Origin of the sequence: Streptomyces sp. NPDC058812, assembly GCF_042744565.1 — a bacterium.
Taxonomy (GTDB): Bacteria; Actinomycetota; Actinomycetes; order Streptomycetales; family Streptomycetaceae; genus Streptomyces; species Streptomyces thinghirensis.
In genome coordinates this window covers 45,868-59,548 of record NZ_JBHYOB010000008.1, presented here as the reverse complement: position 1 = coordinate 59,548, position 13,681 = coordinate 45,868, and the positions used below count along the sequence as shown (strand labels likewise).

Genomic DNA, 13,681 nt, shown 5'->3' with positions numbered 1-13,681 from the left:
CCAGGGGCAGCCCACCTCACCGCAGCCGGCGCCAGGTTGGATGAGCAGGTATCGATCAATCTTCCTTGGGCCGCCACAGCCAGCGCAGAGCGTCCGGCAGCAGGACGCCGCCGTGGTTGGGGCTGTGTCCGCCGTCTCCGAGGACAAGGCGGAAGTCGTAGCCCGCTTCAGCGAGAGCGGCTGCCACGCGCAGGTCTTCGGCGAGCCAGTTCCACTGTGGCTCATTCCAAGTGCAGGTCGCGGTGGCCGCCGGCCCGCAGCCAGTACGCCAACGCGTTGAGGATCTCCCGCCGCGCGTGCTTCGCCGGTCGCCCACCAAGCTTGACCGCCGGAACCAGCGGACGGAGGATCTCCCACTCCTGATCGGTCAGATCCGTCGAGTAACGGGTACGCAGCCCGCACACCCCAGCCCCCGAACGTGCGTCACCACCCCGCTACCAGGGACTTGCCCGCTGACAGGCTTTTCAGACGCCCTCTAACGGCACCGTCCTTCGCCGGGTCGCCCGGGATCACGAGGAGACCCGCGTCGGGGGCGTACTGGATCGTGTCTCTGCTCGGCATGCGCAAGTTATGCCAAAGGCATATGCACTTCCATGGGTCAGACGGGCGGATACTCAAAGGCCGGCTTGACCTGGAGCCGCATGGCGGCCGGACCTTCGAGGGTGTCACCGTCCGCGTCGCGCGGCGCGTCCTTGCGCTGGCGGCGGCAATCTGGCACAACCACAAGACCGCACAGCCTGTCATGCGATCTCTGATCGCCTACGACCACTGATCACATCGGAATGACTCGTCTGGCTCTCGGGGACACGCCTCGGCGTTGAACACCAGGTGGCCTAAAGCCAGTCCGAAGAAGACCAGATCCTGAGAGTGAACTCCTGTGCGAGATGGGTAACGTTCGGCGTGCATGAGGGATGTTGACCTGGGGCGGGGTGGGGGTAGTGAGCGGAATAGTGGTCTATCTGCCGCGAGGCAGCGGTGATGCCGGAAAGGGGCCGTGCGCCAATCCGGTGACGTTACGGCTCGGGCCGGGGCAAGTGGCGCGCTTTGGGCGCGGCTCCGCGACGACGCCCGTCGAACTGCGGCTTGATGACGAGGCGATCTCCCGCCTTGCGGGCGAGATCCGAGTGACGGACGACCACTGGCAGCTCAGCAACCACAGCGCGAACCAGAGTTATCTGGTGGAGAACCCGGAGGGGGCGGGCGAGTATCTGAGGGTGCCGCCGCGGCGGGCCGCGGCTCCCATCCCTTTCGAGTTCTCCCGGGTCGTGCTCCCCACTCGCCGCAACTCCACGGTCTCCTTTCAGGTGTTCGCGCCCGACCACGTCTACTTGGACCCGGACGACATGGGCGTCCAGTGGGGCAGCCGCACGGTCACGGCGTACTCGCTGGACGAGACGGCCCTCTATTTCCTGGTCCTCGTGGCGCTCTGCGAGCCCCGGCTGCGCGACGAATCGCCGGTCGCGGTGCCCACTACCCCGCAGATCGTCGAGCGGCTCAAAGGGCATCCAGTCTGTGGTCAGTTGGGAGCCCGGGCGGTCAGCTCGCACATCGACTACCTCGCCGAGGAGAAGACCCGGATCAGTACCCCGCCGGAGCACGAACCCGGCAGAGCGGCCCGGCGCAACGGCAAGCGGGAGGCGCTCGTCGGACTCGCGCTGCGCTTCGGGCTCGTACGGGAGGAGCATCTGGCGCTCCTGCCGCCCCGGACAGGAGCGGGCGACCGGCGGCGGGAGACGCTCAGTTGACCCATCGGCGCGCAGAGTGGCGCGTCACCCAGCGGATCCGAGGGGGCAATGGTGTACGGTCCTGCCGACACATCGGGCGATGAGCGTGCCGAGTTGCTGCCACGCGGTTACCGGGTCTGCGACTGGGAGGTCACCGAGCCGATCGGGGCCGGCGGCTGGGCAACGGTCTACGCGGGCCGCGCGGTCGACGCCGCACGAGCGGGGCAGGCGGGACAGGTGCCGGCCGACATCGGCCCTGCGAGTCAGGTTCCGGACGACGTCGCCCTCAAGTTCCTGCCGACCGCCGGCCTCGCTCCGCTGCAGGCCCGCAAGGTCGCGGAGAGCGCCCGGCGTGAGGTCGAACTCGGCCGTCGGGCCGGGCATCCGAGGCTGATCCGTCTCCTGGACCCCGTCGTACTCACGGATCCGGGCCGCCCGTGGCTGGACGGCGCGATCGTGCTGGTGATGGAGCGTGCCGAGCACAGTCTGCGGACGGTGTTCGATGCCGGAGTGAGCGAGGCGGAAGCCGCCCGGCTGTTCGCCGCGATCTGCGAAGGCCTGGCCCATCTGCACCGCAGCGGCTGGGTGCACGGTGACCTCAAGCCCGAGAACATCCTGCTGATGGCCGACGGCTCACTCAAGCTCTCGGACTTCGGCCTCGCCACCGAACTGACCGGCACCACCGGCACCCACGGGTACGCGCCGCCGATGGGCACCTTCGACTACCTCCCGCCGGAGCGCTGGAAGGCGCCGCTCGGCGAGCGGGGCGTGCAGGTCCGGCCGAGTGCCGACATCTGGGCCCTGGGCATCATGATCCACGAGGTGTTCACACGCGGTGCCTCGCCGTTCCCCGGTGGGACGCCGGTGTCGCGCGGTGCGGCAGTGCAGGAGTACGCGGACGGGCGCGCGCCGCTGCGTATCGACGGGGCGGTGCCGCCGTTCTGGCGTGAGCTGGCCACCGACTGTCTGGCCCCGACCCACGCCGCGCGCAGCGCGCACACCGCCGAGAGCCTGCTGGCCCGCATCGTCTCGCGAGAGTCAGTCCCTTCGATACGTCGACGGCGGGCAACCCGCGCTACTCTCCTGGCTGTTGGCGTGTGCGGGGCGGCCGCCGCGCTCTGGTCGTCTGCCGGTCCCGACGGCGCATCCGCGGACGGGGAACCCGCGGGCCGGATCCGGGTGTTCAACGCCGAGACCCAGTGCAGGGACCGCCCGGACCGGGATCCGCAGTGCAGTCTCGGCCTGGCGATCGACCCCCTGAAGCCGTACACGATCGACAACGTCGTCCCTACCCGGGTCTGGCACGGCGACGCCCTCGACGTCGACTGCCGGCTGTCCCAAGGGGTGCCCATCATCGACGAGTCGGACGCGAGCTCCACCGACTGGTACCACGTCCGCCTCCCCAAGGGCGGAGCCCGTTCGAAGGCCTGGCTGCCCGCCGTGCGCACGAGGGACCACCCCGAGGTCCCCGCGTGCCCACGTCCCGTGTCGGAGCAATGAGAGAGCGGTCGGCGACGCCCCCAACGCGTCTGAGCGTGGCTCGTCTACGCCTTGCGAAGCCGGGCGATGATGCCGTCGATGTCGCGGGTGAGCCAGTAGGGGCGGACGTAGTGGCCGCCCTCCACCTCGTGCGCCTCGTGCGGGATGCCGACGCGGTCGAGGTGGTACCGGAACTGTCGCTGGGTCTCCAGCACCACGGACTCGTTGGCCCACCCCTGGATGTCTTCGGAGCTGGTACCGGCGACCATGAAGACCCGCTTGTTGCGGTAACTCTCGATGCGCTCCACGGGGTTGTCGGCGGTGACCCTGGTCTGGTCCCACGGGACGCCGTAGACACTGCCGCCGTTCAGTTCCACGGCCGCGGAGGACGCGTTGGCCCAGTGGGTGACCGCATCACCTGGGTTGCCACGCAGGTTGGCCGGGCCGGAGTGGGCGCTGACCGAGGCGAAGTGGCCCCAGTACTTGGCGGCGTACTTCAGTGCACCGAAACCGCCCATGGAAAACCCTGAGACGGCGCGGCCGTCGTACTCGGCGTACGTACGGAAGTTCGCTTCGACCCACGGGAGCAGCTGGCCCATGTGGAAGTGCTCCCAGTTCCGGGGGCCCACGTTGGAGTGGACGGGGTTGGAGTACCAGCCCGCAGGTCCGCCGTCGGGCATCACGACGATGATCTGCTTTCCGGCGGTCAGACCGCGGATGTTGTGCACGCGGTCGAAGGTGATGAAGTCCTCCAGGCCGCCGTGCAGCAGGTAGAGGACGGGATAGGTACGTCCGCTGGTGTGGTAGCCGTCGGGGAGCAGGACGTTGACGCCGGGGTCCCAGCCGATCGCGTCTGTCGCGAACCGGTAGTACCACATGCGAGGGTCGTCCCTGTTGTGCTCCACGATGCGCAGCCCTTCGGCCGCATGGGCCGACGACGCCGCCGCAAGGGTGCTCCCGCCGCCGAGAGCCGCCGCCGCGGAGAGTCCGCCGACGGTCTTCAAGAGGTTTCTGCGGGTAGGGGTGTACTTGCTCAACGTAGCCTCCTGGTAGGAAAACTGGCAGGAAAAAGAAGTCAGAACCAGCTCTGGTACTGACTGCTGTTGCACGGCCAGGTGCGGAGCCCGTAGCTGCTGTCGTCGATGCACCGGCCGGTGTGCTGATTCCGGAACTCCAGCGTGCCGTCACCCCAGACCTTGACCCACCAGCTCTGCTCCGGGGTCGAGTTGCAGAACGCGGTGTGGAACCCGTGGCCGGTGTCCGTGATACAGCGGCCGGTGTTGATGTTCCTCAACTCGCGTGTGCCGTCGTCCCAGACGCGCACGGACCACTGCTGCGGATTCGAGCCGTTGCACTCCCAGGGGCGGAACCCGTCGTCAGTGTCGTCCATGCACCTGCTCGTGGCCTGGTTCCTGAAGCTCTGGATAGGAGTCGATGCGACGTCCACGGACTCCTGTGTGGCGGCGAGGGTATTTCCCTCGGCCAGCGCGCTCGGCGCCGATACCAGGGGTAACAGGGCACATACCGCGCTGAGCAGCATGGTTCGCTTCCGGGGCATGTCGCCGCGTCCTTTCGGTCGTTGGGTGTCGTGCCTGTCGTGAGGGGCCGGATGGGGTGCGCGTGCGGCTCGTGAAGCGACGGGGCCGTGCGCACCAGCGAGTCGAACGGTATCCACGGGTTCCCGGCCAGGGCATCCGGAACGTTACGGACTGACAGTGCCTGGTGATCTCCGATAGGGATCGGAGTGCCGTGAGAGGACGCCGCTTCCGGCTCGGTACTCCGCCGTGTCCGGTCGTGGGGACCGGGCAGGCTTCCGCGCAAGCCGGGCCCACCTCACGACCGGACGCCTCGGTCGGCGGGCAGGGACCAGAGAGCGGGACTGCCCGACACTACGGGCGCGACCGTGCGGTCCCCGAAGGCCGTCCACGGTCGCCATCCACCGCTTGGCTGTGCCTGGACGCGGGTCCGTATCCGGCCCTCGGCGGTGACGGCGAAGACGTGCGTCCGCCCGGTGGCGTCGAGCGCGGCCGTGGGCGTGGCGGCGAGCCGGATGCCAGGTTCGCCGAACTCCGCGCCGGGGTCCCAGACGCCACCCGGCGCCACCTGCCAGCGGTGGCTGAGCCGGGCCCCGCCGGGTGTCAGGGAGAAGGCCTCCAGCCTGCCGTCGGCGTTGACGGCGAACGAGGGGGCCGCCGCGCTCCAGCCGAACAGCGGGCGCCACTCGTCCCAGTCGCCGCTCGGCACGGTCTGCGCCCGGTGGAACGCCCCCACGCCGGACGGTCCGATCGCTGCGACGGTGAGCCGGCCGCTGCTGTCTCTGCCCGCCCGTGGCGCACCGCCCGCCGCGGTGCCGAGGCGGTGCCACACGGCGGTCCAGGTGCCGCCCGGCGCCTCCTGCCACCGGTGGAAGATCCCCGAGCCGCCAGGCGAGAGGGCGAACGCCTCAAGACGGCCGTCAGCGTTGGCGGCGATCACCGGTGGGGCGCCCGCCGCTCCGCCGAAGCCGGACTCCCACGGGTCCCAAGTCAGCGAGCCGGGCGAGCGCTGTCGTCGCCGTGCCAGCGAGGCGCCGCCCGGGGCGAGGGCCAGGGCCTCCAGCCGGCCGTCGGCGTCGCGGGCGACGGCGGGGGCGGCGCCCGCGGGGCCGCCGAACTCCTCCCAGTCGTGCCAGCCGCCGTCCGGCCGCTGCACCCGGTGATGCAGATTCAGGCCGCTTGGGGCGAGGGAGAACACCTCCAGCCTGCCGTCGGTGTTGCGGCCGAGCGTGGGGACCGCTCCGGCCGGCCCGCCGAAGACTTCCCACGGGGACCAGGTGTCGGTGTACGGGTCCAGCTGGACGCGCCGCAGCATCGAACGGTCGCCCGCGTCGAGAGCGCACACGGTCAGGCGGCCGGCGACGTCCAGTTCCGCCACCGGGTTGTCCGGACTCTGCCACGGCGGTGGGGTGTCCCGCCAGTGGAGAGGCGCCACGTACAGCCCCTGGCGGAACCAGCCCGCGGCGCTCGCGTACCACTCAGCTCCGTCGGCGACGACCTCGACGGCGTGACCGGGCACATGGCCCGCGTAGCCGTCGAGGTCGAACCTGAAGGGGTCCCGGGACGCGAGCACGTCCGTGCCGTCGTAGCCGTTGCGCGGCCCGATGAACAGGTAGTACCAGCCGTCCCGTTCGACGACGTACGGCGACTCGGTGACCGAGACGGTCGTGTCGGTGCTCGCGTCGGTGAACGCGATGGCCGGCTCGCTCCAGCGCAGCAGGTCGTCGGAGCGCCGGCAGGCCACGACATGGCGTCCGCCGGTGTCCGACAGCTCGGTGTAGTACATGACCCACTCGCCACCGGCCCGCACCACCATCGGGTCGCGTGCGGCACGTCCCCGGAACAGCGGGCCTGACGGCTCGCGGGTCCAGGTGGACAGGTCGTGCGACGTGGCGAGGTTGATCGCGGCACCGTTCGCTCCGCCAGCGGCATAGAACATCCAGAACCGGCCGTACGCCTCGACGACGTGCGGCGCCCACAGGTGTTCTTCGCCGAAGTAGGACGGGTCGACGGTCAGGGCATCGGCGTGGGTGGTCCACGGCCCGTGAAGGGTCTGCGCGGAGGCGTGGGCGAACGCGATCTCCTCCGTGCTGTCCGGGGATTCGCCGCGCGGCGCGCTGTTGCCGACGATGCTGAACAGGTGCCAATGCCCCTGCGCCTTGATCAGCGTGTGGTCGTTGAGATAGCGGGGCCCGGCGAAGGTGGACGGATCATAGACGTACGCGAAGGGCCCGGCGCCGATCCACCGAGGGGGCGGCACCGTCGCGGCGGCGCCACCGACGCCGAGGGTCCCGGCGGTCGTGGCCCCGGCTCGGCTGGCTCCCAGGAGCGGGAGCACGCCCGCTCCGGCCGCGCCCCGCATCAGGTTCCGTCTGCTGATCGGAAGCATGAGTGTCTCCAGAGGGACCGCGTGGCCGACCGTGCCGTACAGGCTCGGCCGACCACGGGTCGTAGATGTGTCGCCTGCCTGACGCTAGGTCAGTTGACGGCGGGGCCTGCGGTGTTGTTGACCCAGCCCCATTCGGACCAGGTGGAGAATCCGGTCTGCCACCTGTGGTAGGTACCGGTGGGATTGGCGCCGAAGATCTCGATCCGGCCATCCGCGTTCGCTGCCGCGGTGACCTCTGTGCCACCACCACCGAACGTGGCCCAGTCGCTGTAGGGCGCGTTGAGGCCGGTCTGCCAGGCGTGCATCGCCGTGTCGCCGTTCATTGCGAACACCTCGACACGACCGTCGGGCGTCCGCTCACTGCTCAACTGCGCGTGCGCAGGACCGCCGGTGGGCTCCCACTCCGACCAACCGGTCTGGTCCCTCTGGTACTTGTGGAAGACACCCTCCGGACCCGAAGCAAAGACCTCAAGACGGCCGTCCGCGTTGTGGTCAACGGTCAGATCATGGCCGCCACCACCGAAGGTGTCCCACGCCGACCACCCGCCATTGGGCGCGGTCTGGTACTGGTGCTCGAAGGTCTCCCCATTGAGCGCGAACACCTCAAGCCGACCATCCGGAGACTTCTCCATCTCCACCCGGCTGTCCGCCGGACCGCCACCGGTGGCCTCCCATTCCGACCAGCCACCGTTCGGCACCGTCTGGTACTTGTGGAAGAGACCGACCGGCCCGGACGCATACACCTCGATCCGGCCGTCCGCATTCACACCGGCCGCCACATCACGACCGCCACCACCGAACGTCTCCCAGCCCGACCAACCACCCGACGCCGACAGCTGATAACGGTGCTGGAAAGTGCTCCCGCCGATCGCGAACATCTCCAGCCGGCCATCCGCATTCGGAGCGATCGCCAACTCCGCGTTACCAGGACCACCCAGAGACTCCCACGCCGACCAGTCACCATTCGCCTCAACCTGCCAGGCATGATGCACACCATCATCACCAGCCACAAAAGCCTCAAGCCGACCATCCGCCGACCGCGCCGACACCACCCGACCCGACTCAGCCGGATACACCAAAGGTTGTGGTCGCGGACCGCTGCCCGGGGTGCACGGCAGCACCACGCCGCGCTCCGCGAGATAGGGCTCGGGGTCGATGCCGTACGAAGTGGACCGGTTCCCCCAGATCCGTAGATGAAGGTGGGGTCCGGTCGAGTTGCCCTCGGATCCCATCAGGGCGATCTGCTGGCCGGCCACGACGTGGTCGCCGGCGGAGACGTCCCGCTGGTACATATGCCCGTACTCGGAGATCGTCCCGTCGGGGTGCTGGATTCGGATCCATTGGCCGTAGCCGTCCTCGTACCCGGAAATGGTCACCTCTCCGTCACCCACGGCGTAGATCGGCGTTCCGTAGTTGTTAGCGATGTCGACGCCGTTGTGGCCGCTGTGGTAGTGCTGGGACACCATGCCGGCCGCCGGGCACGCCGCGGCGAAGTTGGTGGTACGGGCCGCGGCCGGGGTCGTGGCCAGCAATACCGGCAGGAGGGCGGCTGTCGCCGCGAGAACCAGGTGCAGTGCGCGTCGGGAGAGTCCGATCAGCACGGGACGCTCCTCCCCTCGTTCGTCTCAGGGTGAGTTGGATATGAGTGGGATATCGGGGCGAGTGGGATAGGCGCGCGGTACGTAGCGCGCCGGTCACGCCTTGCGGAGACGGTCGATGTCACGGCGCAGCGGACAACCTCGTCGCGCCACTTCGGACCGCGCCGGCTCGCCGGATCGGGCCGGGAGCGGGCGGTCTGAAAGGTAGCAACTGGGTGGGGGGCAAGGGACCCCGGAAGGTTACGGACTGACAGGCGGGAACGCGTCGGCTAATAGGAGGGACTGCACTACGGGCGCGGTGCTGTCGAGCTGTCGCTGCTTCGGCAAGGGCATAGACCTGCCCGCCGTGGACGAGGTACCCCACCATCCAGCCACAGAGATCGTTTAACTACTAGGGTCCGTCTTCAAACGGATCTTGCCCAGAGCAGGAACGATGCGAGGGTGACCGCCGCTTCGAAGGAAGTGGCGGTCTTCTCGTATCTGGTGGCGATGCCGCGGAAGCCCTTGAGCCGGTTGAAGCAGCGCTCGATCACGTTGCGCCGCCGGTAGGCCTCCCGGTCGAACCCTGGCGGTCGGCCGCCGTAGCCACCGCGCCTCAGCCGGTGCCGTCGCTGGTCGGTCTTCTCGGGGATGGTGTTCGCGATGCCGCGTTTCCGCAGATAGGCACGGAAGCCGCGGGAGCTGTAAGCCTTGTCTGCGATGACCTGGTCGGGCCTGCACCGCGGCCGGCCCGGGCCGGTGCGGGGGACACGGATACGTTCCAGCAGAGGACGTGCGCAGACGCTGTCGTGGCGTTGACCGGGCGTCACCAGGATCGCGAGTGGGCGGCCCTTGCCGTCGCAGGCGAGGTGGATCTTGGTGGTCAGTCCGCCTCGGGATCGGCCGAGGGCGTGATCGTCCGGTTCGTCCTGCTGATGCCGCCCCCTTTTCGGCCGGTGGCGGCGGCGTGCTGGTGGGCGCGGACGATGGTGGAGTCGATCTGGACCAGCCAGTCGATGTCGCCGGCCGCGTCGGCGTGGGCCTGGATGTGCTGCAGGGCTTGGGTGAACACTCCGTCGAGGGCGTAACGGCGGAAGCGGGTGTACACGGTCTTCCACGGCCCGTAGCGTTCCGGCAGGTCACGCCAGGAGATCCCGGTGCGGACCCTGTAGACCATCCCGTTGATGACCTGCCGGTCCTCCACGCGGGGACGTCCCGTCGCGGCCCGGGGTATCAGTGGAGCGAGTAACTCCCACTCCTGGTCAGTGCGTTCATGACGACGTACCACGACACCATGATTCACCACCCGGATGATCTTTGAAGACGGACCCTAGATCACGAGTGGCTTGGGGAGTGCGCCTCCATTGGGCGCGGGGGCCGGGCCAGGCTCGTGATCACCGTTCGCGTAGGGTCGGTCACAGCCTCGCGCGCGGGACTTCGCGCGGTGGAGTGCCCTTTGCACCACATGCAGCGGAATAGGGCGTCCGTGCGAGGTCTTTGGCGACTCGGGGGTGTGGCTGATGAGTGCAGGCTTTGAAGCAGGGGGAATGGCGGGGGCGCCTGTAGGAAACAGGGTGGCCGCCCTTTTCGTGAATCTGCTCCATTGCGGGCAAAACCTGCGCTGTTCTGCGTTGCCGTAGAGCGACACCTGTGACCTGACCTCCGGCTACGCGAAAAGGTCCACCCCTGTCTGACAGTGGGTCACGCTAGCCTCAGTCGTCCCAGGAACTCAATATCGTGACTTTAAACCCAGACACACAGGGGGAGTTGCGGCGTGACCACCCAACCGGTGATGACAACCCCGAGCGCTGACACACCGGTTGCGCTCAGGTATGCACCGATGCCTCTTGACGGCACCGGCATTGCGGTGGCGACGGTGGCCGCCATGCTCGACAACGGCGCCGGCGGCGCCGCGGCGCGTGTCCTGGTGCCGGGGGAGGTGCTCCCTTACGGGACCGTCCCGGTGGTGGTGACGGACACGACCGTGTACGGGGTGCAGCGCCTGGAGGAGACGCTGCTGCGCTGGGGACCGCTTCCGAAACCGTGGCTGGTGTGGGTGGCCGATGCCCCCGCCCGCCCGGTACAGGACGCCCGCTTCACCGTCCGGGCTCTCGAAGGGCGTCTGGCCGGGGTCGCGCGCCTTCCGTACCTGCCTGTTCTGCGAGCGGTGAAAGGGCCTGATGAGGCCCTGGAGTACAAGGACGTCCAGACCGCGGCCGCGAAGCTGCGGCGCACGATCGAAAGGAAATGACCATGGCGACTCTTGCGGCCCTCATCCCGGGAGCCAAGCCGACCCCGATCCCGGGGATGGACGGCCCGGTGGCCGAACTCTTCGGATATGTCCTGTGGCTGCTCACCCTGGCCGGCGCGGGCGGTGTCGGCTTCGGTGTCTACAAGTTGGCCGTGGCGGACAAGAGCAGGAACGGCGGCGGCTCCGAGCCCTTCAAGTGGATGGGCGGCGGGATCGCTGCGGTGATCCTGTCCAGCTCGCTGATCGCCATCCTCAACGGCATCGCAGGCTGAGGCGGCGATGGGACGCACCAAGGGAACGTGGAACACCAAGGGCACCTGGCTGGCTGGCGCTGCGCTCGCGGCCGTCCTCGCCCTGACGGGCTACGCCGTACTCGCCGGTGGTGATGAGGACACGGACCCGCCGAGCAAGGGTGGATCAACCCCGAGCGCGTCCGTCTCGCCCGGCCCGTCGGCGACGTACGCGCCGCCCAACGACTGGACCGAGCCGGATCAGTGGGCTGCGCTTCCGCGGGGGAAGCGCACCGATGAGCGCGGCAGCCAGGTCGGCTACCCGCACACCACCGAGGGCGCCGTCGCGGCGGCCGCGGCCCTCAACACGGTCAGCATCGAGGGCGGCCGCGACACCGTCGACGAGCAGCTGCGGATCTACCACTCCTACGTCTCCAAGGCCGACCAGAGCGACGCGCACGCCGAGGAGATCGAGCTGGCCGCGGTCCAGACCGACAAGTCCCTGCACCAGGAGATGGGCCTCCCCGCTGGAGGACCGCTGCCGCCCGGGGCGTACATGCGCAGCAGCGTGATCGGCTACAAGGTCGTGAACGCCTCGGAGGACGAGGTCAGCGTGTGGCTGCTGTCCCGGGCGGCGCAGAAGGCGGGCGAGACGGCCAAGGAGTCCGTCGACTACACCCGCATCCTGAACGCCGTGGTGTGGGAGGACGGCGACTGGAAGCTGTCCGGCGCGGCCACCCAGCGGGCGATGGGCGCCGCGCAGAAGGACCAGCCGAAGATCGTCGCTCCCGGTGACGCCGCCTTCAACACGGCCGGGTGGACGGCCATCCGGGAGGCATCGTGACCGGGCGCCGTCTGGCTGCTGTGCTGCTGGCGCTCGTGGCCGTGCTCGGACTGTCGGTGTCTGCACCGCAGTCCGCCCGGGCGGACGGCCCGATCGGGGATGGGACCGAAGCCGGATGCCGGGTCATCTCCGGGCCGATCCTCGGCACGATCCTGCCCGGTGGCAGCTCGACTCCCGGGCGCCCGGGAAGCCTGACCGGCTGGAACGGCTGCGACGCGGTCGGCAAGGTCGGCGAGGAGAAGATCAAGGACGCGTGGAACAACGTCTGGGAGTCCCTCCTCGGCGACGTCATCAAGTCCGGCGTTGACGTGACGAAGTGGGTCATCAAGAAGACTTTGACGTTCGCCCTGCTCGGGCCGTCGGTGGACCTGGCCGGCACCGGACTGTGGACCGGGAAAGACACGACACTCGCAGGCATGCTGACCTGGCTGGGGCTGGTGATCGCCGTGGCCGGGGTGATCTGGAACCTGGGCAAGATGGCGCTCACCGGGCAAGGCAAATACGCCGGGCGGGCCATGGCTGGATGGGTCGAGAACTTCGTTCTGTCCTTCCTCGGCGTGAGCCTGTTCGCGTCGCTGCTCGTTCTCGGGGATGCGCTGAGCGCGGGACTGGTGAACGCGGTCTTCAAGGACGACGCAGAGGCCTACGACCGGATCATTGCGGTGATGCTGCCGACCGGCGTGTCCAACCCCATCACGCTCCTGTGCATCGTCTTGGTGCTGCTGCTGGTCGGCTTCATCCAGATGGTCATGATCTTCCTGCGGCTGAGCGCGATCCCCATCATCTGCCTGCTGATCCCCGTGGCCGGCGGGGGACGCACCGGCGGCGAGGCCACCCACAAGTGGGCCCCGGCCCTGATCACGGCGGGCATGGTCGTCGTGGCGTACAAGCCGATGGTCGCCGTCATCATCTGCACCGGCTTCGCCGAGTTCGGCGAAGCCAAGACACTCACCGAGTGGCTGCGTGGCTGCGCGACGCTGGTCCTCGCCGTTCTGGCGCCCGGCCCGCTCACCAAGATCTTCGCCCCCTTCGGGGCGGCGGCCGGTGCCGGGCTCAGCGCAGGCGGCGCCAGCGGCGCCCTGTCGGCGGCCGCCAGCTACATCGGCGGCAAGAGCGGCGCGAAGGGCGACGACGGCAGTGCTGGCGGAGGAGACGACCGGCAGACGGACGCCATCCGCCACATGCAGATGGTCGAGCAGAACATGGGCCCCCAGAGCCGGGGCCAGGACGGCGACGGCGGTTCCGGCAAGGACGGCGGCCAGGGCAGCGACACCCAGACACAGGCCTCCCGCAACCAGGCTGGCCGTGTGCCAGGCCAGACCGGAGCCGAGGGCGCCCCAGGCGCCGATGCGGCATCCACCGGAGGCAAAAGCTCTGGGAGTTCGGCGTGATCGGTCACGGCCCTGGCGGCGACGAGCTGGCCGCGAAGGTCGCCGAGGCCATCCGCACCTGGGACCGGGAGTACCGCGGCCGTGAGGCCACGTTCGAGATCCAGCCCCTCGACGCCCCCGCGATCGAGCAGCGCCCCGGCCTCTTCGCACTCGACACCCCGCTGAACCGCATCGTCGTCGACTGGGGGTGACGCCGCTCTACGCAGCGGACGGTGCCCGTCGGCCACACGCCGGCCGACGGGCACATCCGTCCCGGCACCA

The 13,681-nt window shown here is 69.2% G+C and carries 13 protein-coding genes and 2 pseudogenes; 8 read left to right on the top strand and 7 right to left on the bottom strand.

The genetic code is table 11. The features are described 5' to 3' along the window. Window positions 1-55: 55 nt before the first annotated feature. Together ACFW48_RS18190 and ACFW48_RS18185 are read right to left on the bottom strand one after the other, a co-directional pair. The gene (locus ACFW48_RS18190) at window positions 56-187 is read right to left on the bottom strand and encodes a hypothetical protein (protein WP_386315803.1); all 132 of its coding nucleotides are present in this window, start codon (window positions 185-187) and stop codon (window positions 56-58) included. Window positions 188-221: 34 nt separating this feature from the next. Then, window positions 222-404 carry a transposase gene (locus tag ACFW48_RS18185; protein WP_386315801.1) on the bottom strand — a complete coding sequence of 61 codons (183 nt, stop codon included), beginning with the start codon at window positions 402-404 and terminating at the stop codon, window positions 222-224. A gap of 209 nt (window positions 405-613) precedes the next feature. Between ACFW48_RS18185 and ACFW48_RS18180 the strand changes: the two are divergent. The 3 genes and pseudogenes from ACFW48_RS18180 to ACFW48_RS18170 form a co-directional block, all read left to right on the top strand. Beyond that, window positions 614-772, top strand: a pseudogene (locus ACFW48_RS18180) (IS982 family transposase); the annotation flags it as partial. A gap of 166 nt (window positions 773-938) precedes the next feature. Continuing rightward, a complete protein-coding gene (locus tag ACFW48_RS18175; RefSeq protein WP_386315799.1) occupies window positions 939-1,745 on the top strand; it encodes a serine/threonine protein kinase in 807 nt (268 codons plus the stop codon). 48 nt (window positions 1,746-1,793) lie between these two features. Then, window positions 1,794-3,224 carry a serine/threonine-protein kinase gene (locus tag ACFW48_RS18170; RefSeq protein ID WP_386315797.1) on the top strand — a complete coding sequence of 477 codons (1,431 nt, stop codon included), beginning with the start codon at window positions 1,794-1,796 and terminating at the stop codon, window positions 3,222-3,224. A gap of 44 nt (window positions 3,225-3,268) precedes the next feature. Here ACFW48_RS18170 and ACFW48_RS18165 read toward each other — a convergent pair whose 3' ends face one another. The 5 genes from ACFW48_RS18165 to ACFW48_RS18145 all read right to left on the bottom strand — a co-directional run bounded on the left by ACFW48_RS18165 (window position 3,269) and on the right by ACFW48_RS18145 (window position 9,992). After that, window positions 3,269-4,240, bottom strand: coding sequence for an alpha/beta hydrolase (locus tag ACFW48_RS18165; protein ID WP_386315795.1), 972 nt, complete (start codon window positions 4,238-4,240; stop codon window positions 3,269-3,271). A gap of 38 nt (window positions 4,241-4,278) precedes the next feature. Continuing rightward, entirely contained in the window at window positions 4,279-4,743 is a 465-nt protein-coding gene (locus ACFW48_RS18160; RefSeq protein ID WP_386316296.1) for an RICIN domain-containing protein, read from the bottom strand. Window positions 4,744-5,036: 293 nt separating this feature from the next. Next, the gene (locus ACFW48_RS18155; protein WP_386315793.1) at window positions 5,037-7,127 is read right to left on the bottom strand and encodes a family 43 glycosylhydrolase; all 2,091 of its coding nucleotides are present in this window, start codon (window positions 7,125-7,127) and stop codon (window positions 5,037-5,039) included. A gap of 89 nt (window positions 7,128-7,216) precedes the next feature. Next, window positions 7,217-8,728: a peptidoglycan DD-metalloendopeptidase family protein gene (locus ACFW48_RS18150; RefSeq protein WP_386315791.1), complete on the bottom strand. Its 1,512-nt coding sequence runs from the start codon at window positions 8,726-8,728 to the stop codon at window positions 7,217-7,219. A 401-nt stretch (window positions 8,729-9,129) separates the two neighbouring features. Continuing rightward, window positions 9,130-9,992, bottom strand: a protein-coding gene (locus ACFW48_RS18145; protein WP_386315789.1) for an IS5 family transposase whose coding sequence is annotated in 2 segments (ribosomal slippage) — window positions 9,130-9,633 and window positions 9,636-9,992 — 861 coding nt in all. Because the reading frame shifts where the segments join, the coding sequence is not laid out codon by codon here. 486 nt (window positions 9,993-10,478) lie between these two features. Here ACFW48_RS18145 and ACFW48_RS18140 point away from each other — a divergent pair. The 5 genes and pseudogenes from ACFW48_RS18140 to ACFW48_RS18120 all read left to right on the top strand — a co-directional run. Beyond that, a complete protein-coding gene (locus ACFW48_RS18140) occupies window positions 10,479-10,955 on the top strand; it encodes a hypothetical protein (protein WP_386315787.1) in 477 nt (158 codons plus the stop codon). A gap of 2 nt (window positions 10,956-10,957) precedes the next feature. Beyond that, window positions 10,958-11,227, top strand: a complete 270-nt coding sequence (locus ACFW48_RS18135; RefSeq protein WP_386315785.1) for a hypothetical protein — start codon at window positions 10,958-10,960, stop codon at window positions 11,225-11,227. A gap of 7 nt (window positions 11,228-11,234) precedes the next feature. Beyond that, a complete protein-coding gene (locus ACFW48_RS18130) occupies window positions 11,235-12,029 on the top strand; it encodes a hypothetical protein (RefSeq protein WP_386315783.1) in 795 nt (264 codons plus the stop codon). Further along, window positions 12,026-13,420, top strand: a complete 1,395-nt coding sequence (locus tag ACFW48_RS18125; RefSeq protein WP_386315782.1) for a hypothetical protein — start codon at window positions 12,026-12,028, stop codon at window positions 13,418-13,420. Before ACFW48_RS18130 ends, ACFW48_RS18125 begins: the two co-directional genes overlap by 4 nt. After that, window positions 13,399-13,611: pseudogene (locus ACFW48_RS18120) on the top strand (methyltransferase, FxLD system); the annotation flags it as partial. The gene ACFW48_RS18125 and the pseudogene ACFW48_RS18120, both read left to right, overlap by 22 nt. Window positions 13,612-13,681: the final 70 nt, after the last annotated feature.